This window comes from Tistrella mobilis KA081020-065 (assembly GCF_000264455.2).
Lineage (GTDB): Bacteria > Pseudomonadota > Alphaproteobacteria > Tistrellales > Tistrellaceae > Tistrella > Tistrella mobilis.
The window spans coordinates 1,127,332-1,148,647 of sequence record NC_017956.1 but is presented as its reverse complement, the minus strand read 5'-3'; the positions used below and the strand labels follow the sequence as shown (position 1 = coordinate 1,148,647).

General features: G+C 68.2%; 21 protein-coding genes. 7 read left to right on the top strand and 14 right to left on the bottom strand.

Annotation, left to right across the window (positions count from 1 at the left end; genetic code table 11):
* Positions 1-63: 63 nt before the first annotated feature.
* The 4 genes from TMO_RS05275 to TMO_RS05260 form a co-directional block, all read right to left on the bottom strand.
* Positions 64-579 (bottom strand): flavin reductase family protein, encoded by a 516-nt coding sequence (locus TMO_RS05275; protein ID WP_014744565.1) that lies wholly within the window; start codon positions 577-579, stop codon positions 64-66.
* Positions 580-654: 75 nt separating this feature from the next.
* The gene (locus TMO_RS05270; RefSeq protein ID WP_014744564.1) at positions 655-1,878 is read right to left on the bottom strand and encodes a PepSY-associated TM helix domain-containing protein; all 1,224 of its coding nucleotides are present in this window, start codon (positions 1,876-1,878) and stop codon (positions 655-657) included.
* A gap of 10 nt (positions 1,879-1,888) precedes the next feature.
* Positions 1,889-4,339, bottom strand: a complete 2,451-nt coding sequence (locus tag TMO_RS05265; RefSeq protein ID WP_014744563.1) for a TonB-dependent siderophore receptor — start codon at positions 4,337-4,339, stop codon at positions 1,889-1,891.
* A gap of 159 nt (positions 4,340-4,498) precedes the next feature.
* Positions 4,499-5,386 (bottom strand): LysR family transcriptional regulator, encoded by an 888-nt coding sequence (locus TMO_RS05260; protein ID WP_014744562.1) that lies wholly within the window; start codon positions 5,384-5,386, stop codon positions 4,499-4,501.
* 112 nt (positions 5,387-5,498) lie between these two features.
* Here TMO_RS05260 and TMO_RS05255 point away from each other — a divergent pair, with 112 nt between their 5' ends.
* Positions 5,499-6,599, top strand: coding sequence for an aldo/keto reductase (locus TMO_RS05255; RefSeq protein WP_014744561.1), 1,101 nt, complete (start codon positions 5,499-5,501; stop codon positions 6,597-6,599).
* 61 nt (positions 6,600-6,660) lie between these two features.
* On the opposite strand, the gene TMO_RS05250 is transcribed toward TMO_RS05255, so the two are convergent.
* The 5 genes from TMO_RS05250 to TMO_RS05230 all read right to left on the bottom strand — a co-directional run bounded on the left by TMO_RS05250 (position 6,661) and on the right by TMO_RS05230 (position 10,180).
* The gene (locus TMO_RS05250) at positions 6,661-7,623 is read right to left on the bottom strand and encodes a FecR family protein (protein WP_014744560.1); all 963 of its coding nucleotides are present in this window, start codon (positions 7,621-7,623) and stop codon (positions 6,661-6,663) included.
* Entirely contained in the window at positions 7,620-8,153 is a 534-nt protein-coding gene (locus TMO_RS05245; protein ID WP_416069003.1) for an RNA polymerase sigma factor, read from the bottom strand. The genes TMO_RS05250 and TMO_RS05245 overlap by 4 nt, the downstream gene beginning before the upstream one ends.
* A 329-nt stretch (positions 8,154-8,482) precedes the next feature.
* Entirely contained in the window at positions 8,483-9,109 is a 627-nt protein-coding gene (locus TMO_RS05240; RefSeq protein WP_014744558.1) for a TetR/AcrR family transcriptional regulator, read from the bottom strand.
* A 76-nt stretch (positions 9,110-9,185) separates the two neighbouring features.
* Positions 9,186-9,680 carry a hypothetical protein gene (locus TMO_RS05235; RefSeq protein WP_014744557.1) on the bottom strand — a complete coding sequence of 165 codons (495 nt, stop codon included), beginning with the start codon at positions 9,678-9,680 and terminating at the stop codon, positions 9,186-9,188.
* Positions 9,677-10,180: a cupin domain-containing protein gene (locus TMO_RS05230; RefSeq protein ID WP_014744556.1), complete on the bottom strand. Its 504-nt coding sequence runs from the start codon at positions 10,178-10,180 to the stop codon at positions 9,677-9,679. The genes TMO_RS05235 and TMO_RS05230 overlap by 4 nt, the downstream gene beginning before the upstream one ends.
* 121 nt (positions 10,181-10,301) lie before the next feature.
* On the opposite strand from TMO_RS05230, the gene TMO_RS05225 reads away from it, so the two are divergent.
* From TMO_RS05225 to TMO_RS05210, 4 genes are all read left to right on the top strand, one after another.
* The gene (locus TMO_RS05225) at positions 10,302-10,526 is read left to right on the top strand and encodes a hypothetical protein (RefSeq protein ID WP_014744555.1); all 225 of its coding nucleotides are present in this window, start codon (positions 10,302-10,304) and stop codon (positions 10,524-10,526) included.
* Between the two features lie 166 nt (positions 10,527-10,692).
* Positions 10,693-11,286, top strand: coding sequence for a hypothetical protein (locus tag TMO_RS05220; protein WP_145978071.1), 594 nt, complete (start codon positions 10,693-10,695; stop codon positions 11,284-11,286).
* A gap of 248 nt (positions 11,287-11,534) precedes the next feature.
* Positions 11,535-12,257, top strand: a complete 723-nt coding sequence (locus TMO_RS05215) for an L-threonylcarbamoyladenylate synthase (protein ID WP_014744553.1) — start codon at positions 11,535-11,537, stop codon at positions 12,255-12,257.
* A gap of 10 nt (positions 12,258-12,267) precedes the next feature.
* Positions 12,268-13,506, top strand: coding sequence for an MFS transporter (locus TMO_RS05210; protein ID WP_014744552.1), 1,239 nt, complete (start codon positions 12,268-12,270; stop codon positions 13,504-13,506).
* Between the two features lie 61 nt (positions 13,507-13,567).
* Here the strand turns inward: TMO_RS05210 and TMO_RS05205 are convergent, their stop codons facing one another.
* The 5 genes from TMO_RS05205 to TMO_RS05185 form a co-directional block, all read right to left on the bottom strand.
* Positions 13,568-14,470, bottom strand: a complete 903-nt coding sequence (locus TMO_RS05205) for a LysR substrate-binding domain-containing protein (RefSeq protein WP_014744551.1) — start codon at positions 14,468-14,470, stop codon at positions 13,568-13,570.
* 24 nt (positions 14,471-14,494) lie between these two features.
* Positions 14,495-15,373: an ABC transporter permease gene (locus TMO_RS05200; protein ID WP_041604841.1), complete on the bottom strand. Its 879-nt coding sequence runs from the start codon at positions 15,371-15,373 to the stop codon at positions 14,495-14,497.
* Positions 15,370-16,320 (bottom strand): ABC transporter permease, encoded by a 951-nt coding sequence (locus tag TMO_RS05195; RefSeq protein WP_014744549.1) that lies wholly within the window; start codon positions 16,318-16,320, stop codon positions 15,370-15,372. The genes TMO_RS05200 and TMO_RS05195 overlap by 4 nt, the downstream gene beginning before the upstream one ends.
* 18 nt (positions 16,321-16,338) lie before the next feature.
* On the bottom strand, positions 16,339-17,997 hold the full coding sequence (locus tag TMO_RS05190; RefSeq protein ID WP_014744548.1) for a peptide ABC transporter substrate-binding protein: 1,659 nt from the start codon (positions 17,995-17,997) through the stop codon (positions 16,339-16,341).
* Positions 17,998-18,084: 87 nt separating this feature from the next.
* Positions 18,085-19,230 (bottom strand): NAD(P)/FAD-dependent oxidoreductase, encoded by a 1,146-nt coding sequence (locus TMO_RS05185; protein ID WP_014744547.1) that lies wholly within the window; start codon positions 19,228-19,230, stop codon positions 18,085-18,087.
* 282 nt (positions 19,231-19,512) lie between these two features.
* Between TMO_RS05185 and TMO_RS05180 the strand changes: the two genes are divergently transcribed.
* Entirely contained in the window at positions 19,513-19,941 is a 429-nt protein-coding gene (locus TMO_RS05180; protein WP_051045310.1) for a Rid family hydrolase, read from the top strand.
* Entirely contained in the window at positions 19,928-21,283 is a 1,356-nt protein-coding gene (locus tag TMO_RS05175) for an NAD(P)/FAD-dependent oxidoreductase (protein WP_014744545.1), read from the top strand. Before TMO_RS05180 ends, TMO_RS05175 begins: the two co-directional genes overlap by 14 nt.
* Positions 21,284-21,316: the final 33 nt, after the last annotated feature.

Sequence of the window (21,316 nt, the reverse complement as noted above, 5' to 3'; positions counted from 1 at the left end):
GGAAAGGATGTCGGCGCTCGCCTGTACCTCGACAAGTCTGACGATGACCGAAGCTCACCGGGATCAGCCGCCGACCCGGCGATACTCTCCTGAAAAATAGAGCAGCGGATTGCCCGGCCGCTCGGCATAGCGCCGGACGGCGCCGACCAGGATGACATGGTCGCCGCCGTCATGCACCGCATGCAGCGCGCATTCGAACCGTGCCAGACAGCCGGGCAGCAGCGGCACCCCGCCCAGCCCGTCTTCGACCGCAAGCCCGGCGAACCGGTCGGCCTCGGGGTCGGCGAACAGGTCCGAAAGCGGCCGCTGATCGGCATCCAGCACGTTGATCGCGAAATGGCCGCTGGTGGTGAAGGCGTTCAGGCTGGGGGAGCTGCGCTCCAGGCACCAGAGCACCAATGCCGGGTCCAGCGAGACCGAGGTGAAGGAATTTACCGTCAGCCCCGCCGGCCGGCCGGCGGCATCGCGGCAGGTCACCACGGTCACCCCGGTCGCGAAACGCCCGAGGGCGGAACGATAGGCACGGCTGTCGCCATCGGCCGGGCTGCCTTGCAGCGCCCATTTCCGGGTGTCGGTCATCCCATCCTCGCGCGCGATCCGCCGGCACCAGGCCGGCCTTGGAGTGTCATGGATATGCGATCGGATGGAGACGAGTCAAACCCGTGCCGATGCCGGCCCCTTTCGGGCGGCCGCGGTCTCGCGCGCCGCAACCTGCCGGCGCGCGCGGCGCTTGCGCCACCAGATCACCACCCCGGTGACCGACACCACCGCCAGCGCCACGCCCGCCACCGCGATCAGGATGCGGCCGGCAAGCCCGCCGATCCGGCCCGAATGCAGCGGGAACTGCACTTGGAGGAACACGTCGCCGGCGGTGCCCTGGCCGGGGATGGTCGCCATCAGCACCTCGCCGGTCTGGTCGTCGAGATAGAGATGCGGGTGGCCGGTGTCGATCGCCCAGACGCTGTGCGTCGCCGCCTCGTCCAGGCTGATGATGTAGACGCCGAAGACGGCATAGTGATAGGCGTCGACCGCCTGCGGCGCCAGGCCCCGGGCCGCGGCATAGGCTTCGGCCCGGGCGGCCGCCGCCTCGAAGCCGAGCGCGGGTGGCGGCGGGTCGGGCCGGTAGCGCGGCGCGCCGATCTCCCGCGCACTCGGCGACAGCGCCGCCACCTGGCCCAACAGCGGCCGCACCAGTTGGGTTTCCAGGTTCAGCGTCACGCTGCTGATCGCCAGCACCAGGAACACCAGCCACAGCCACAATCCCGGGGCCCGATGCAGATCCAGCACCCGGCGATGGCTGCCGGCGCCACCGAGCGACAGGCCGGGCTTGATCTTCCAGGCCGGCGCCCAGCCGGCCCCGAAGCCGCGGGTAAAGGGCAGCCGCCCCCGCGGCAGGGTCAGCCACAGCGCCACCAGCGCATCCAGCGCCCAGATCAGCGCCACCACCCCCAGCAGCCATTTGCCGACCGGACCTGCGGTCAGCGAATAGTGGAAGGTATAGAGGAAGGGCATGATCGCGGTCATCTGGTCGCGCCGGCCCAGAATCTCGCCGCTCACCGGGTCGACGAAGACCTGGTCATAGCCGGGCGGCGGGCTGCCCGGTCGCGGCAGCACCGTCACCAGCACCGCCTCGCCCGCCACCGGTTTCAGCGGCAGCGCGGTGACCGCGATGCCAGGATCGAGCGCCGCCACCCGTGCCGCGATCCGGTCGGGCGAAAGCACCGCCCCCCGCCCCGGCGCCTGGAACAGCGCCGGGTTCAGCCAGGCGTCCAGCTCGTGCCGGAAGACGATGGCACTGCCGGTCAGCCCGGCCAGAACCAGGAAGAGCGCGGTGGAAAGCCCCGCCCAGCGATGAAGCCTGACCAGAAAGCTGCGCATCGCCTGCCCGTCACCACCGGTACTTGATCGCGGCGGTCACCGCCCGGCCGGGGCCCCAATAGCAGCCGGTGGCCGACAGGCAGGTGGAGACATAGCGCTCGTCCAGCAGGTTGGTGGCGTTGACCGCCAGGCTGGCCCCGGCGGCATCGGGGCTGAGCCGACCCAGATCGAAGCGCACACCCGCATCGAACAGGGTTACGCCCGGCGATTTGAAGTCGTTGTTCAGGTCGCCATAAAGGTGGCCGATATAGCGCACGCCTGCACCGAGCCCCAGCCCTTCGGCAAAGCCATCCTCGAAGCTCTTGTCCAGCCAGAGCGACGCGGTGTTGCGCGGCACGAAGGCCAACTGGTTGCCGCGCTGCGCATCGCGCAGGGTCTCGGTGATCTCGCTGTCGCTGTAGGCATAGCTCGCGATCGCGCGATAGCCATCCCCCAGCTCCGCATGGGCTTCGACCTCCAGCCCCTTCACCTCGACCTCACCCGTCTGGATATAGGCGGCACCCGAGGTGCTGGTGGCGACGTTCTGCTGTACCAGGTGATAGGCCGACACCGTGATCATTGAGGCATAGCCGGTCGGCTGATAGCGCAGCCCGATCTCGGCCTGACGGCCCTTGGTCGGCTCCAGCGGCTCCCCTTCAAGGTTCGATCCCCCGAGCGGCTGGAACGAGGTGGTGTAGCTGACATAGGGGGCCAGCCCGTTGTCGAAGGCGTAGACGACACCGGCGCGGCCGGTGAAAGCATGGTCATTCTGACGGACGACGGCACCATTGGTGTCGGTCTTGGCCTCCGCATGGTCATAACGCCCGCCGAGCATCAGATGCCAGCCGCCGAAGCTCATCAGGTTCTGGGCATAGACACCGGTCTGGCGGCGGGTCTGGTCGATGGCTGTGCCGACCGGAGGCACAGTGATCCCGCCGACATACACCGGATCAAAAATGTCGATCGGGGCCGCCAGCGTCAGCTGGGTCTCATCGAACTGGCTGCGCTCATACTGGAGGTCCACGCCCATCAGCAGGTCGTGCCCTACCGGCCCGGTCTCGAATTTCGCTTCGGTCCGGGTGTCGAGGGTCACCGTCCGCGACGTTTCAGGGAAGGCCCAGGCATATCGGTAGAGGGTCTGATCCGACAGGGCATAGCCCTGCACCCGGCGGGTGTCGGTATCGACATCGGCATAGCGCAGGCTGTGGCTGAAGGTCCAGACATCGTCCAGCCGGTGCTCGACCTCGTAGCCCAGCATCCATTGTTCGTTGGTGAACAGGTCGTAATCGGGCTCGCCCACGAAACGGCTGGTCGGGATATAGCCGTCGGGATGGGGGTAGAGCGTGCCCACCGCCGGCAGGGCCGGCGCACCGCCGCCGCCTTCCGAGCGGATTTTCTGATATTGCGACAGGATGGTGACCGTGGTGTCGTCGCCGGCCCAGGTGAAGGCCGGAGCGACGAAGATCTTGTCTTCCTCGACATAGTCATACTCGGTGTCGGCCTGGCGCCCGAGCACGGTCAGGCGATAGAGCAGCCGCCTGTCGTCGTCCATCGCGCCCGAGAAATCGCCGGCGAGCTGGCGGCGGTCGTAGCTGCCGGTGCCGAGTTCGATCTCGTTCAGGCTTTCGGCGGTCGGGCGCTTGGAGGTCATGTTCAGCAGGCCGCCCGGGGCGTTCTGGCCGTAGAGCACCGAGGCCGGGCCTTTCAGCGCCTCGATCCGTTCCAGCCCATAGGGCTCGATGCGGGGCTGGCTGTAGCCGCGCGCACCGAAGGGCAGACGCAGCCCGTCCAGATAACGCCCGGGGGTGAAGCCGCGCACTGTGAACCAGTCGACCCGGAGATCGACATCGCCATACTGGCTGATCACGCCCGGCGTGTAGCGCAACGCCTGCGACACGGTGGTCGAGCCCTGCATGTCCATCTGGTCCCGGGTGACCACCGACACCGCCTGGGGGGTGAGCATGATCGGCGTGTCGGTCTTGGACGCCGTCACCGAATGGGTCGCGACGATGCCCTGAACGGCGCCGCGCGCCGTGCTCTGGCGCCCCGCATCCACCGTCAGCGGATCGAGCTGCGTTGCCCCGTCGGGCGTGGTCGGCAGGGCCTCCAGCATCACCGCCCGCGGCCCCGTCAGCCGATAGGTCAGCCCCGTGCCCGCCAGCAGCCGGCGCAGGGCCTGCTCGCTATCCAGCCGGCCCCGCACACCAGGCGAGACGACACCGGCATCGAGCCCGGCCGCGAAACCCGTATTCCAGCCGGTGGCGGCGCTGAAGGCGTTGATCGCCCCGACCAGCGGCTGGCTGGGGATGTCGAAATCATGCGGCTGATCCTGAACGGCAGCCGCGCTCTGCGCCTGCACCGCCGTGCTGGCGCCCATCCCGGCGCCGGCCAGAATGGCCGCGCCGACCAGGGCCATGGCGGCCTGGCGCCCGGTGGTGTGGCGGCCTGCACTCTTGCGCCGCTGCTGATGCCGTCTGGTCATGTGGATCGTCCCGCCTGTGCGTCACCGAAAGGGCGGGGCGTGCTGCATGTTTTGCGATTGCGTCTCGTATGCAGTTACGCCCCGCAGACCTGACGTCACCGGGCGGCGGATCGCGTAAATTTTTCTGAAGAAAATTTTCCTTATGAACGTCGCATGCCGTCAGATCTTCAGGAAATCGATAAGGGCACGCAGCGGCGCCGGAACCTGCCGCCGGCTCGGGTGATAGAGAAACGCGCCAGGGAAAGGCTGGCTCCAATCATCAAGAACCTGCTCCAGCCGCCCCGCTTCGAGATCCTCCCGCACATCCGTCTCCATATGCCATCCGACGCCCCGCCCCGAACGGACCACAGCCAGCGCAAGATCCGACGAGTTGCAGACGAGAGGCCCCGTAACCTGCTGGCGGAGTTCCTTGCCCTCCTTCTCGAAGTCCCAAGGCATCAGCGTTCCGCTCGACAGGTTGCGATAACCGATGCAGGGATGGCGTCGCAGATCCCGCGGGTGCTCCGGCCTGCCATGAGAACGCCAGTAGTCCGGCGTCGCAACGACCACGGCTCTCATCGGCGGGCCTATCCTGATGGCGATCATGTCCTTCTCGACGGAGTCGCCAAGCCTTATGCCGGCGTCGAATCCTGAAGAAACGATGTCTCGCAGACCATCGTCGACATTTATCTCGACCATGATTTCCGGATGCCGGGCCAGGAATGCCGGCAGACGGTCGGCCAGGAGCGTCGAGGCCATCCAGTGAAAGGTGGTCAAGCGAACGACGCCTGCAGGCGTGTCGCGGAAGTCCGAAAGCGCCGTCACCGCTTCGTCGATCTGCGCGAGCGCAGGGGTCAGTCTTTCGAGCAATGCGTTCCCCGCCTCGGTCGGGGCGACCGAGCGAGTGGACCGTGCCAACAGCCGCACGCCGAGCCGCTCTTCCAGCCCGCGCATCGTATGGCTGAGTGCCGAGGGGGAAACCCCGAGTTCAGCCGCTGCGGCGGTAAAGCTTCGTGCGCGCGCGACCGCCGCGAAGGCTGCAAGATCGTTGAGGATGTGTCGCGGCATTGCTGAAGCCTTCTCACAGGTTCATGCACAAGTGAGAGGGTAATGCCGACAGACGCAAGCTTCTATCCTCTGGAGCACGCCATCAACGACGGCTCGCAGCAAGGAGATGGACATGCACATGAAAGACTATCGCACCTTCGGGCGATCGGGTCTGGTCGTCAGTCCGCTCGCGCTCGGCACGATGACCTTCGGAGCCGGGCGGTGGGGCAGCGACGAAGCCGGCGCCCGCGCGATCTTCGATACCTATGTTGAAGCCGGCGGCAATCTGGTCGATACGGCCGACATCTATAGTGGCGGCGATAGCGAACGGATGCTGGGGCAATTCATTGCCGACAGTGGCATGAGGGATCGGCTCGTCGTCTCGACCAAATCAGGTTTCCCCCGATCGCAGGGACATCCGATGCATGGCGGGAACGGCGCGTTCAACATCCGTCTGGGGATCGAGGGATCGTTGCGGCGGTTGGCGACGGACCGGATCGACCTCTATTGGATTCACGTCTGGGATCGGACGACACCAGCCGAAGAGGTTCTTCAGACACTTGCGGCCGCCGCCACACGAGGCGACATCCTCTATTACGGCTTTTCGAATACGCCTTCATGGTATGTGGCCCGGGTGGCCACGCTCGCCGCAGCCCATGGTCTGCCGGGACCGATCGGTCTGCAGAACGCATGGTCCCTGGTGGAGCGTGGCGTTGAGCTGGATCTTCTGCCCATGGCCCGCGAGCTTGGCCTTGGCATGATGCCGTGGAGCCCTCTTGCGGGCGGTCTGCTGACCGGGAAATATGGCCGCGAGATGCTTGCCCGGGCAGATCAGGCGGTCTCGCTTCCGGATCGCGCCAGGGGCGGAGGCACCGGAAGCGGCGACAGGCTGAGCGGGGACAATCCTTACGGGGGCATGCTGTTCAGCGCACGGAATTTCGACATCGTCGATACCGTCCGAGAGATCGCGGGCAAACTCGACATCACCATGGCGCAGCTCGCGCTCGCCTGGGTGCTGTCCCGACCCGGGATGTCCTCGCTCCTCCTCGGCGCGAGCCGGCCGCAGCAGGTGATCGACAATATGGCGGCACTTGCAGTCCAGCTCAGTGACGAGGATCTCGACCGATTGGACACCGTCAGTGCATTGCCGGTGCTCAACCCCTATTTCATCTTTCAAATGCCGACGGAGATGATTTTCGGGAGCCAGTCGGTGACCCGCCGCCCCGCCGTCTGACCACGCTACGCGCCCGGCACGACAGTGCCGACCGGCGGCCGGCGGCAGTGCCTGACAGATGTCACTGATGCAGAATCAACAGCCTGCCGGTGATCTGCGTGACGTGGGCGCCGGCCACGGCGGCAAGGGCGAGCGTGCTGCCGGCCGGATCGTCCAGCCGGTAATTGCCGGTAACGCGGCGGGCAGCGATGGCGGGGTCGGTGACGAGGATCCGCCCGGGCAGATAGCGGTCGAGTTCGGCCAGGACATCGCCGAGCGGCCGGTCGACGAAGACCAGCCGGCCATCCAGCCAGCCCAGTCCCTGGGCGGGATCGGGGCGGGTGACGATGCCGGGGCCGGCCCCGTCCAGGCGCAGCGCGTCGCCGGCACCCAGCGCGCGGCTGCTGCCGGCTGCCCCCGCCTCCACCCGGCCGCTGCGGACCTGCACCATGACCGCGTCGTCGTCACTGAACCCCACGGCAAAGGCGGTGCCGGTGACCCGCACTTTGGCAGGTCCGGCCGCCACTTCGAACGGCCGGGCGGCATCGGGCGTGACCTCGAAAAAGGCCCGGCCCTCCAGCAGGGTCAGATGCCGTCCGGTCTCGTCGATCGTAACCGCGATGGCGCTGTCGGTGTCGAGCGTCACGCGGGAACCGTCGGCCAGCACCACGAGCCGGCGTTCGCCGGTGGCGGTGATCGCATCGGCCCGCAGCCGCAGCGGCAGGTCGAGTGCCGCCCCGATGCCGATCATGAGCAGGACGGAGGCCGCCAGGGCCAGCGGCCATGCCCGCCGCCGGGGCCGGCGTGCTGCGCCAGACATCACCGGCTGCATCGTTCTGACGAGCGCCGCTGCGAAGGCATCGGCCCCCCACATCGCCTCCACCCGGGCGAGTGCGGCTTCATGGGCCGGATCGGCGGCCGCCCACTCGGCCAGCGCCTGGCGGTCGGCCGGATCGGCATCGACATCGCGGGCGCGGATGAAGCGTTCCAGCGCCGCATCGAGCAGAGCGGCATCGACGGGCACCGTGTCCGTGGAACCGCTCACCGACCGTCCCTCGTGAAACTGCCCAGACAGGCGGCCATCGCGTCCTTCAGATCCTTCTGAACCGTGCTGGTCGACACACCGAGATCGGCCGCGACCTCGGCATAGCTGCGGCCTTCCAGCCGGCAGGCGACCATCACCCGGCGCTGGCGCGGCGTCAACCGCGACATCACCTGTTCCAGCCGGTCGAGCAACTGACGGTCGCCGACTTCCGCCTCGGGGCTGGGCGTGTCGGCGGCGACATGGGCAAGATCGTCCTGATCCTCGCCCTGGCGCAGCACGGCGCCCCGGCGTCGCTCCCGGCGCAGATGATCCAGCGCCAGATTGCGGGCGGTGCGGAAAAGGAAGGGTTCCAGATGCTGGATCTGGGTCTGTGCCAGAGCGGCGCGGACCTTCAGATAGGTCTCCTGCGCCAGATCCTCGGCCACCGCCAGGCTGCCGACGATCGGCATCAGGCTGCGCACCAGGATGCGCCGCTGGCCTGAATAGATGTGGTTGAGCCGGTCGAGCGCCGTTCGGTCCAAGATCCGCACTATCCCGAAGAGCCCGCCGGTCCGCCCGGCCTCCATCAGCTCCCGGAATATCAAGATTGAGACTTATTTGCAATTAGGGGATCGCATCGGACGGGCAGATCCCGTCTCTGAAACGAGGACGCCCGGCGCAGGTTTCCCCACACCGGGCGTACGGCCGGACCGCCCTCCCCCCCGGCGGCAGTCCGGCAAGCTCTCGACACGGGGCTCATGGCCGCCGCGTTACGAAACGTTTACTCCAGGATACGGAAAAAGCAAGTGGGTCCCGCATAATTCCGCCAAATACGATCATTCTGCATCGCGAAATCAGCGTCCGCCGCGGATCTCCCGGCTCAAGAGGCGATGGCGGCCGGCATTCTGCGCGCGACCGGCAGCATGGCGGCACCCTCGGCACTCGCGATCGCGGCATCGACGGCGGCCTGAATGGGCGCGCGACCAAAACCCGCCCGGGCCATAACGTTCAGCCCCTGCAGCACCGCGGTCAGCATGGAGGCGACGGCAGTGACCTGCGTCTCGTCGGCACCGGTCGCACCGCGCACCAGCGCACCGGCAAAAGCCGCGCGAACCCGCAGCAGATGCGCGCGCGCCGCCTCGGCCGCCGCCTCGTCCCAGGGCGCACGTTCGACCGCACAATTGGTCATCAGACAGCCCCAGCGGCGCTCCCCCGCAACGATGCCGTCGACCACCCGGGTGAAGAAGGCGCGGATCGCCCCCAGCCCGTCGCCGCGATCCTGCTCCAGACCATCAAGCGCCTTGTCGACCACCCGCGCGCGGTAGCGGTCCACCGCCTCGAAGAACAGCGTGCGCTTGTCCCCGAAGGCCGCATACAGGCTGCTGGGCCCGATGCCGGTGGCATGACGGATGGCCTCCACCGAGGTGCCGTCATATCCGTGACGCCAGAACAGATCCACCACGTGATCCAGGACCCGTTCGCGGTCGAAGCCTCGCGGCCTGCCCATAATGTGCTTCTCCTTCACTGCCGGTCGGCCCGCTGTTGCATTGCGGGAAACCACATAAAAAAGTCGGATGACAGGCTCAGTTTGACCGAGTGGCGCGCGAACGCCAAGCCCTGCGCTGAGGGCGCGTGCAGGGCGCCTGCGCAGGCATGTCGCCATCCGGCAGCGGCGGCGCGGTGATACCTGCCACCCGCGCGGCCATATCGGGCCCGGCAATGCCCGCCCAGCGGCGGATTTCCGCCGATCCCGGCCCCATGGCGAAACTCAGCGCCAGACCGGTCAGCATCATCGCCTCACCCAGCTGGCGATCGGCGGCAATTTCGGCGCGATAGGGTGCGATCAGCTCCAGCCAGGGCATGGCGTCGCGGCGGACAAGATGGGGCGGCCGCCACAGCAGCACCGAGAGCCCGGCCAGCGCCGCAGACCGGCGTGGCCCCGATCCGTCCTCGGCACCGCGTGCGATCCGCAGCATGCGCCGCGCGCGCCGCTCAGCCGCGGGGCAGTCGCCGCCGGCCAGTTCGGTGACGGTCAGGGCGGCGACCGCCTGCCAGCGCGCGTCCCGTGCCGGGCTCACGATTCCGGCCTGCCGGCCGGACGCCCCGGCGCCCAGCCCGGTGCCGCCAGTTCGAAACCGTCGAAGGTGAAGGCAGGCGCCACCGAACAGCCGACCAGCGTGTACTCGCCCAGGGTTTCCGCCGCCTGCCACCAGCCGGCGGGCACCACCAGCACCGGCCGGCCGGCATCGGCGTTTGCGGGACGGTCTGGATCGAATCCCAGCAGATGGCGCCGCGGGGCCGCAGCATCGTCGGGTGCCATGTCCAGCGCCAGCGGCGCCCCGGCATAGTGATGCCAGACCTCTTCGGCATCGACCCGGTGCCAGTGCGACCGCTCTCCGCGGGCCAGCAGGAAATAGATCGTGGTCAGCGCCCCCCGGCCCCCATCGGGTGCAGGGCTGCGCCAGACTTCGGCAAACCATCCGCCTTCGGGATGGGGGGCAAGCCCCAGGGCCTCCACGATCCGTGCTGCCGCCTGGGGCAGAGCCGCAAGGCGTGCGTCTTTGGGGGCATGGCTCATCGGGCGTCTCCACTGTCGCCTTTCATGTCCCGTCCGCTCAGGATAGCGGCGGAAGGGACATGGCCGCAATCGAACAGACGCCATGATTGCATGGCGGAGACGACCAGGGCATTCTTTCGGCATGCCCGATCGCTGGCGCCGCGCGCTCATCGTCTTCACTCTGGTCTGGATGACCTTCGTCACCGCGGTGACCGGGGCGGATCCCGCGCATCCCCTGTTCGACGGCTTCTTTCTGGTCCCGCTTGCCGCCTGGATCCTGGCCCTACTGGTCCACGGTCTGCGCAATCGCGGCAGGCAGGAACGGCCCCCCGTCAACCCCGACAGCCGGCCGCCCCGCGGCCCCTGAACCGGGCCGGCCGACGAAATCCCGCAATCCATGCGACCACGGGTCGGGAACCCTTGTTTCGCATGCGCCACGCGACCATAACTATGGCGCCGCGGCGTGCTGCCACGCTCAAGGCCTCATCCCCGCGCCCCCGCACGGCCCCGCCTCCTCAGCCAGGCTGCCCGACATGACCGACGGTATGACCATCGATCACGACGCCCGCATGCTGATCAGCGACGGCGACGCCGAACAGGCGGCCGCCCGGGCGGAACAGCTGGGCCAGGCCGCCCTTGAACAGGGTGACCGTAATCTCGCCCGACAGATCTTCTTCCTGCTGGTCGACCGCATCGCCTCCAATGCCGATACGGCGGCGGCGGCCTATCGCCTCTCCCAATCCGCTGCCCAGGTGGGGGAGCCGCTGGCGGTGGCCGATGCCGGTCGCGGCGATATCGATGCCGCCCGCGATGTCTTCCGGCGCCTGTCCCAGCAGGCCACTCGCCACAACCGGGTGCTTCTGCCGTCGATGGCGCGTGTGCTGACCGCCATCGCCGATGCCCATGCCCGCGCCGGGCGGATGCGGGTGGCCTTTGAAGAGGTCCAGCGCGCGGTGCTGCTGCTCCGTCCGCTCTTCCTGGCCGAACGCGAGACCTATGGGCCGTCGATGGCGCCGATCCTGCGCGCCTATCTGGCGCTGGCCCGCGATGCCGGCCAGCCGGTCGATCGCGCGATGGCGCGGGAACTGTTCACCGCCTTCGCCATCGGCACCCCCACCGGCAGCTGACCCGCCCTCCCCCGCCTCTCCCCAGAGGGCCGAACCTCAGGATGAGACGGCCTGTTGCGTATATCCCGTACAAGTTGATCTGCATGCTTCCGATTCGGGGCCGGTGATGTTAGCCTGTCGCCATAATTGATCGGATCATGGACCAGGCGATCCAGGGTTATGTTCGGCCGGAACACGGCCGGTCCCCGGGGCAACGGGGGCAGAACCCGGATCGGCATGGTCCGCACGGGCAAGGGACGGCAGGCACCATGGTCAATATCGTGAAACTTTCCGCCGGCGCGATCGACGAGGCGGCCGAGGTGATCCGCGCGGGCGGGCTGGTCATCACCCCCACGCGCACGCAGTACAATCTGATCTGCGACGCCTTCAACGCCGATGCCATCCAGCGGGTGTTCGACGTGAAGAAGCGCACCAAATTCGGTCCGCTGACCTTCTCGATCGCCAATCCGGCCGAGGCGGCCCGCCATGTGGTGGTCCCCGACTGGGTCGCCCCCGATGCCTTCGTGCGGCTGTGGCCGGGGGAGCTGACGCTGATCTTCGACAAGGCCTGCGACCTGCCGCCGGCCTTCACCATGGGCTATGACACGCTGGGCGTGGCCTGCCAGGGCGCCTCGCCGCTGGAAGACATCATCCGCGCCGCCGGCCGGCCGGTGGGCGCCACCTCGGCCAACATCTCGGGCCAGGGCGACATCTTCGTCGATCTCGACAAGGCGGTCGCCGATATCGGCGACGGGGTCGACCTGATCATCGACCTGGGCGGCGACACGCCCGGTGCCACCTCGGACAGTGCGGTCAAGGCCAACACCATCGTCGACTTCACCTTCGAGCGGCCGTATCTGGTCCGCGCCGGGGTCTATCCGGTCAGCCGCATCCAGGAGGTCTTCCCCAACCTGGATACCGATACCGAGGCCTACAAGCAGCGCCTGATGCAGCGGGTGAACGAGGTCCGCGGCCGCGCGGCCAGCGCGTGAGGACCCGGTCATGAGCATCCGCAGCCCACGCGACGTGCCGCTGATCTATGTCTATCGCATCCTGTCGCGGCTCTATTTCCACCTGCCGATCCTGTTCGTGTTCTTCTACGAACGCGGGCTCGACATCTTCCGGCTGGAACTGCTGCTGGCGGCCTATGGCCTGACCATCTGCCTGGCGGTCGGCCCGGCCGGCCGGCTTGGCCGGGTCTTGCCGCAGAAGGGCGTGATCGCCACCGGCGAGGTGCTGAAGGCGGCCGGCCTCGGCATGATCGTGGCCTTTGCCATGGTGCCGGCATTGCCGGCGCCGCTGGATGCAGCCGGCGGCTTCTGGTGGCTGCTGGCGGCCCAGATCGCCGGCGGTATCGGCTATGCGCTGGCCCAGGGCACCGATTCGGCCCTGCTCCGCAGCCTGCACGGCGATGACGAGGTCATCGCCTATCGCACCCATGAAAGCCGTACCGCCTCTCTGATCTTCCTGGCGGTGCTGGTGGCGGGTACGGCGGGCAGCGTGCTCTATCGCTTCGCCCCGGAACTGCCCTTCCTGGCCGCACTGGCCGCGGCGCTGGTCTCGGCGATCGCGATCCTGATGGTCAGCACCCCGGCGGCGCCGGCACAGACCGCGGCCAGCCCCGGCGCGCCCGCTTCCCTCGCTCCGGCGACCAGCGTGCCGGGCGAGGCGGGCTGGATGGCCTATTACGTGCTGATGCGCGCCTTCGCGCTTGCCGCCTTCGTGGGCTTCCTGCCGGCGCTGTTCTTCCTGACGCTGAAGGTCGATCTCTACTGGTTCGGGCTGGTGCTCAGCCTGTTCAACCTGGCGGCCTTCCTGTCGGCGCGCTATGCGCCGACGGTGATGGACCGGATCGGCGCCCGGGCGATCACCGTGGCCATGCCCGCGATCGGCCTGATCTCGCTGATCCTGTTCGCCACCGCCTCGAAAAACCTGATCGCCGGGCTGGTCGCGATCACCGCACTCGGTTTCGCCACCGGCGGCATACGGCCGGTCACCATGGCCAATCTCAACCGCCTGCCGATGGCGGCCCCCACCCGCGCCCGGCTGATCGGCCGCATGGAACGCTGGTACGGCCTCACCAACGCCGCCGTGCTTGCGGTGGGCGGCTGGTGCCTGGCGGCCTATGGCTTCGTGCCGCTGATGTCGGGCGTGGCGGTGCTGTTCGCGGCCCTGGTTCTGGCCTATGCCCTGGCCGGCGAACAGCTGATGGGCCGCGGTACGGAACGCCGCGCGGCATAGACGGGTCAGCTCCTGCAGATCAGCTCGTGCAGCTCAGCTCGTGCAGCTCAGCTCGTGCAGCTCAGCCGCGCGCGTAGCTGGCAATGGTCTCGCGTGCGGTTGCAATCTCGGCCAGCAGCCAGTCTTCCACCAGGCGGACCTGGCGGCGGCGGCGAAGTTCGGGGCGGCGGACCAGGAAATAGGACACGCCGCTCGGCACCGCCTTGTCGATCGGCACCACCAGCCGGCCGTCGCGAATCGCCTGATCGGCCAGAACCACATCGGCGATCGCGACGCCGAGGCCGGCTTCTGCGGCACTCAGCGCCATGTCGAGCGCGTCGAAATCCAGCCCGTCATGGACGCGCAGCGGCATGCCCGACTTCTCGGACCAGGTGATCCAGTCCTGATGATCGGGCAGCGGGTGGAGCAGCATGGCGCTGCGCAGATCTTCCTCCGGCCGGTCGGGATCCAGATGCCCGGGGGCCGCCACCGGCACGATCCATTCGGCGTAAAGTTCGGTCGCATCCTCGTTGGGAAAGCCGCCACGGCCATAGCGGATGCCCAGATCGGCGCCGGTCTCGTCCACCGTCATGTCGTTCAGCCGGGTCTGGACCACGATCCGGATCATCGGATGCTGTTCGTGGAATCTGTGCAGCCGCGGGAACAGCCAGCGCAGGGCGAAAGTGGGGATCACCTTCAGCGTGACCACATCCTGGTCGTTCTGGAACGGATCGATCGCATTGGCGATGTGATCGAAGGCTTCCGTCACCGCCAGCGCCAGACGGCGGCCCTCTTCGGTGATCTCCATGCCGCCATGGGTGCGCAGGAACAGCGACACGCCCAGCTGGTCCTCCAGGATGCGCACCTGACGGCTGACCGCGCTTTCGCTGACATTCAGCACCTGCGCGGCCTTTTTCACCCCCATATGGGTCGCCACCACCTCGAAGCATCTGAGCGCGTTGAGCGACGGCAGACGTCGGGACATGGCGCGCCTCCTGATGGCCGGTCGTCAGCGATGGGGGTCGAGTGTATCCCTGAGCCCGTTGCCCATGAAGTTGAAACTGGTGACCGTCAGGGTGATGGCGAGGCCCGGCAGGATGGCGAGCCAGGGGGCGGAGGTCAGATAGACCTGGGCATTGTTGAGCATGTTGCCCCAGCTCGCCATCGGCGCCTGAATGCCATAGCCCAGATAGCTGACATAGGATTCGAGCAGGATCGCCCGCGCGACGTTGAGCGTGGCCGCCACGATGATCGCGCCTGCCGCATTGGGCAACAGCTCCACCACCATGATGCGAAGATCCGAGGCACCCGCGGTGCGGGCGGCCGCGACATAATCGGCCGTGCGCAGCGACCGGTACTGCCCCTCCACCAGTCGGGCCACGCTCATCCACGAGGTGGCGGCGATCAGGATGGTGGTGGAGGCAAGGCCGGGGCTGATCAGCAGGGCCAGGGCCAGCACCAGAAAGACGGTCGGAAACGCCATCATCGCATCGACGAAGCGCATCAGCACGGCACCGATCACCCCGCCGCGCCAGCCCGCGACCATGCCGATGGCGGTGCCGATCACCACCGAGAGCAGCATGGCCGAGAAGCCGATGGCGAGCGAGATCCGCCCGCCGCCGAGCAGGCGGGCGAGCACGTCGCGGCCCAGCTCGTCGGTGCCCAGCAGATGACCGGGGCTCAGCGGCGGCAGGAAACGCTTCAGCACGTCGATCCGGTCCGGATCGGTCGGGTCAACCAGGGGGCCGAGAAAGGCCGCAAGCGTCATCAGCAGGATCAATCCGGCGCCGGCCATGGTGGCGGGCCGCGCCATCAGCTGCCGCAGGAAACCGCGCGGCGCGGCAGGGGCTGCGATATCGGAGGCAGTCTGCACGGTCATCGCGGTCAATCCATCCTGATCCGTGGGTCGGCCACGGCATAGAGCACATCGGCCAACAGCGAGCCTGCCATCACCATCAGCGCCGAGAGCATCAGAATGCCCATCACCACCGGGTAGTCGCGATATTCCAGGCTGTCGAGGAACAGCCGTCCCATGCCCGGCCAGCTGAACACCGTTTCGGTGACCAGCGCACCGCCGAGCAGGGTGGGGAATTGCAGCCCGACCAGGGTGATCATCGGCAGCAGCGCGTTGCGCAGCGCATGGGCGCGGATCACCACCCGTTCGCGCAGCCCCTTGGCCCGCGCCGTGCGGATATAGTCCTGCCCCAGCGTGTCGAGCATCGAGGCCCGCATGAACTGCGCCCAGACCGCGGTCTCCACCAGCGCCAGCACCATCACCGGTGCGATCATGTGATGGAGCACATCGCCGAGCGAGCCGTCGCCGATGGTGCTGCGATTGCCGGACGGCAGCCAGCCGAGTTCGATCGAAAACAGATAGATCGCCATCAGGGCGAACCAGAAGGTCGGGATCGACAGCGCGATCATCGCCCCGCCGGTGGCGAGCAGGTCGGTCAGCGAATGCCGGCGCACCGCCGCCCGCATGCCGATCACGCCGCCCAGCAGGGCGGCGATCACGGTGGAGGCAAGCATGATTTCGAGCGTCGGCCCGATATGGGTCGCGATCTTGGTCAGAACCGGCAGCCCGTCACGATATGACTGCCCCCAGTCGCCGGTCACCATCCGGGCGAGCCAGTCGACATATTGCAGCAGGAAGGGCCGGTCCAGCCCCAACTGGCGGGTGATCCGGTCGATATCTTCCTGCGCCATGTTCGACGACAGGACGTATTGCGACAGCGGCCCGCCCGGGGCGAGATGCAGGATGCCGAAGCCGATGACCGAGACCAGCAGCATCAGCACCACGGCCTGCCCGCATCGTCGCGCCAGATAGATCGTCATGGTCCGGAAGATCCTCCGTCACGCCGCCCAGAACCAGTGTCGCATGTTCCAGCAGTTCGACGAGGCATTGATGTTCGGGCGATAGCCGGTGAGCTTCGCCTTCACGCCTTCGACGATCACCGACTGCGACACCGGCAGGAAGACCAGATCCTCGCGGATGATCTGCTGCAGACGCTGATAGATCTTGCGCCGCACCGCCTGGTCCATCTCGCGGCTGCCGCGTTCCAGCAGCCCGTCGACTTCCGGGTTGCGGTACTGATAGGTGTTGAGCCCGCTGCCGCCCTGGGCCGGGATTGCCTTGCTGGAGAAGCGCGGCGTGACGTCCGGGTCGCTGCCCTGCAGGAAGTTGGAGGCGACCATCACCGACTGATACTGCGACTTCTGCCAGAATTCGCCCCAGATCACGGCGCCGGGCATGTTCTCGATCGTCATGTCGACGCCGATCTCGCGCCAGTCCTGTTTCAGCAGCTGCTGGGCCTGTTCGCGCGACTGGGATCCGGCACTGGTCGAATTGGTGAAGGCCAGCCGCACGCCGTCCTTCTGACGGATGCCGTCGGCGCCGGGCAGCCAGCCGGCCTTGTCGAGCAGGGCCTTTGCCGCCGCGGGGTCGTGGCTGTGCTTCGGCAGCCCGTCATCGAAGGCCCAATGACCGTGGGGCACATAGGACTCGGTCTCGATCGGCCGGCCGTGATAGATCGCCTCCAGCCGCGCCTTGCGGTTCATGGCCAGATACAGCGCCTGGCGCACCGCCTTGTCGGCGAAGGGGGCAAAGCCGTGGTTGAGGGCGATATGCTCGACGAAAGGCGCCGGTGCCGCCACGATCCGTCGGTCCGGCAGGGCGCGGGCCTCGACATCGAAGGCCGGCTGCAGGCCGGAGAGGCCCAGATAATCGATCTCGCCGCTGCGGAACTGGGTGTAGAGCATGGTCTGATCGGGGATGTAGCGGAACACCACCCGGTCGAGATAGGGCCCGTCGCCATGATAGGCCGGGTTCTTTTCCAGCAGCACCAGCTCGCCAGCCCGGCGCTCCCCCCAGCGGAACGGGCCGGTGCCGACCGGGGCCGTGTTGAAGGGGGCGGTGTTCGGATCATCCGCCTTGCCCAGAATATGGCGGGGCACGATGAAGGTGAGCGACAGCACCGACATATAGGGCGCGAAGGCCTCGGACAGCACCCACTGGATTTCGTCGTCCGCCGTGACTGTCACATTGCGCAGCAGCGAATGGCCGACCCGGTTGCGCACCTTGAAGTCCGGATTGTTGATCAGATCCAGCGTGTACTTCACGTCATGGGCCGTGAACGGCGTGCCGTCATGCCAGGTGATGCCCTTGCGCAGCCGGACCTTCCAGATCCGGCCATCGGCCGACAGCCCGCCATTGGCGACCGTGGGCAGCTCCGCCGCCAGATCCGGCACGATCGTGCCGTCGGCGTCGATGTACCAGAGCGTGCTGAACACCTGCCACCAGATGCCCTGGTCGTATTCGCTGCCCGGCATCAGCGGGTTGAACACCGTCGGCTCCTGAGAGATGCCGGCGATCACCTGGCCGCCCGGGCGCGGCTCGGGCCCGGCGGCAAGCGCGCGGAGCGGCCCCGCGGCCATGCCGCCGACCGCGCCGGCCACCCCTGCCGCGGCGGAAAGTTTCAGGAAGCTGCGCTTCGAAAGCGAAGGCGTCTGCATGACGTAAGTCTCCCGATGGATCTTCTTTTTTGGTCGATCGTGCCGGCTTTTTGCCGGTCATAGGGCAGCGCGGGGGAAGAGAAGGCGTCAGCCGGCCGCAAGGCCCGGCCGGTCGGGCGACAGCGCCGCAAGGCGGAGGCCCCAGTCGTCCAGATCGTCCGGCAGGGGCCGGTTGCAGGCGATCGCCGCCACCGCCCGGCCGAGCGCCGGCGAGGTCAGCACGCCGCAGCCGCCCTGCCCCGCCAGCCAGACAAAGCCGGGCGCCGCCCCCGACATGCCGCAGACGGGGTTGCGGTCAGCCACGAAACTGCGCATGCCGGCCCAGCTGGCCAGCGGCCGGCGGATGGTCAGCCTGGTGTCGCGCTCGATCGCATGGATGCCGAGGGCGACGTCGAAATCTTCCGGATACATCTCGCCCGGCTGAACCCGATGGGCATCGGCGGGCGAGCCCATGAAACAGCCGGCCTCGGGCTTGACGTACCAATCGTATTCGGCCGAGGTGACATGCGGCCAGTCGCCCCCGATGCTGCCGCCTTCCGGAGCCTGGATCAGCGGGAAGGTGAAAGCGGTGCGGCGATAGGGGGTCAGGCCGATCGGCGCCACACCCGCCAGACCCGCCACCCGGTCGGCCCAGCCGCCGGCCGCATTGACCAGCACCGGCGCCTCGTGGCGACCGGTCGCGGTATCGACCACCCAGAGCCCGCCCTCGCGATGGATGGCGGTTACCGCAGCACCGGTTTCGGTCTGGGCGCCGTTGCGCCGGGCGCCGCGCAGATATCCCTGAAGCAGGCGGTCGACATCGATATCGGCGGCATCCACCTCCAGCACCGCCTCATCGACCGTCTCGGGCCGAAGCGCCGGGAAGGCCGCGAGCGCGCCGGCGCGGTCCAGCCGCTCCGCCCGGCCGCCGGCCTCGGCGATCCGTGCCTCCAGCCGGTCGAGCACCGCAAACCGGTCGCGCCGCGCAACCGTCAGGCTGCCGCGCGGGCTGATCAGCGGCCCCTCGGCGAAGCCCTCGGGCGGGGTCTGAAAGAAGCTGCGGCTGGCGGCAGCGGCGACCCGCATCGTGTCGGCGGAAATGCCGACGGTGAACTGGCCCGCGGTCCGGCCCGAGCTGTGGGTGCCGAAATGGCTCTCCTGCTCGATCAGCACCACTTGCCCTGCTTCCGACAGGAAGAAGGCCGCCGCCGCCCCCGATATGCCACCACCGATGATGACGAAGTCCGCACGCATATCCGTCCGCTCTCCCTGAGGCTGTCTCGTCGCCGTCGATCGGCTGAGCCAATTGGATCGCAGGGCCGGATCGGGTGTCGATTCTAATAAATCGCAGGCCCGACCCAATAAAGTGTGGCGGGGTGACAGCGGATCCTGTCTCGCGCAGGGATCCTCGCCCCATAGAACCAGCTCCTATGCCGGTTCGATTTATTGCACCCCAGGCGCGATTTTTTGACATCGACGTCGGCGGCGCCGGTCTCCGATCCTCATGGCGGAGTTCAACCCGCGACGGTGCCAGAGATGACCGACTTCCCCCATCCCGTGTCTTCGACCCCGCCTTCGACCGGCCGCCGGCTCTATTCCGGCAGTGCCTGGGAACGCCGCTATGCCTATGCCCGGGCGGTGGTGACCGGAAACCGGGTCCGGATTTCCGGCACGACGGGATACGACTACGCGACCGACACCCTGGCCGAGGGTGCCGCGGCGCAGACCGCGCAGATCTTCCGCAATGCCGCCGCGGTTCTGGCAAAGGCCGGCGGCGGGCTCGCCCATGTGGTGCGGGTGCGGATCTACATCGCCCGGGCCGAGGATTACGACGCGGTGATGGACGGCTATGCCGAAGCCTTCCGCGGCATCGATCCCGCCTGCACCACCGTTCAGGCCGGGCTGTTCGACCCCGACATCCGGGTCGAGATGGACATGGATGCCGTGCTCGATGCCGTCGCTTAGTCTTCTGGGCCACGCCCCTGCCGACACCCTCGCCCGGTTGCAAGACGGCGCCGAGCCGCTGCCGGCCACGGCCGACGCCGTGATCCTGGGCGGCGGTATCATGGGCTGTGCGACAGCCCTGTATCTCGCCCGGGCGGGGCTGAAGGTGGTGCTGCTGGAGGTCGCGCGGATCGGCTCGCAGCAATCGGGCCGCAACTGGGGCTTCGTGCGCAGCCTCTGCCGCGATCCGGCGGAACTGCCGCTGGCGGGGCTCGCTTTGTCGCTCTGGCCGGGGCTTCGGACCGATCTGGGTCACGAGACCGGCTGGCGGCAGCGCGGCTGCCTGTTCGTCGCCGCCGATGATGCCGAACAGGCAGCCCATGCCGGCTGGCTGAAAGATGCCGGCGACCGGGTCCACGACACCCGGCTGTTGAGTGCGGCCGAGGTGGCAGAGCGCTTCCCCGGCCTCGGCCGCCCCACGGCCGGCGGCATTCTGGCGGCGAGCGACGGCCAGGCCGAACCGCTGCTCGCAACCCTCGCCTTCGCCCGCGCCGCCTGTGCAGCCGGTGCCGTGTTGATCGAGGATTGCGGCGCCCGGGCGATCGAGACCGCGGCCGGCCGGATCAGCGGTGTCGTCACCGAACACGGCCGGATCGCTGCATCCACTGTCATCTGCACGGCCGGCGCCCGCAGCCATCGCCTGCTGGCCGGGCTGATCCCGGCCCTGCCGCAGAAAACCGTGCGCAGCACCGTGGCCCTGACCGCGCCGATGGCCGATCTGGACCTGCCCTGTTTCGTGGGCGCGGGGCTGGGCCTGCGCCAGCGGCCCGACGGGTCGTGCATCATCGCCACCGATGGCGGCACCGATGTCGACCTCACCCTCGATTCCTTCCGCGCCGCCGGCTTCTTCCTGCGCGAGTTGATCCAGCGGCGGCGGGCCTTCTCGCTCAAGCTGGGGCGCCCCTTCGCCGATGACCTGATCGAGCGTCTGGCGGAACCCGCGACCACGCGCACCCTGCGGCCGCGCGCGCCCGACATCCCGGCCAATCCGAAACGGGTGTCGGATGCGGCCAGGCGCTTCGCGACGCTGTTCCCCGCCGCCGGCACGCCCCCGATCGTCAAATCCTGGGCCGGCGCCATCGACGTGATGCCCGACGCCCTGCCGGTGATCGACGCCCCCGCCGCCACGCCCGGCCTGCTGGTCGCCACCGGCTTTTCGGGCCACGGCTTCGGCCTCGGCCCCGCGGTCGGCCAGGTGCTGGCGGATCTGGCCCTGGGCCGGCCGGCCCCGGTCGATATCACCCCCTTCGCCGCCGACCGCTTCGCAACCGGCAGGTGGCGCCGCCCCTATGGCGGCATCTGAAAGCTATTGCGCCCGGTCTGCTTCCCATCTTTC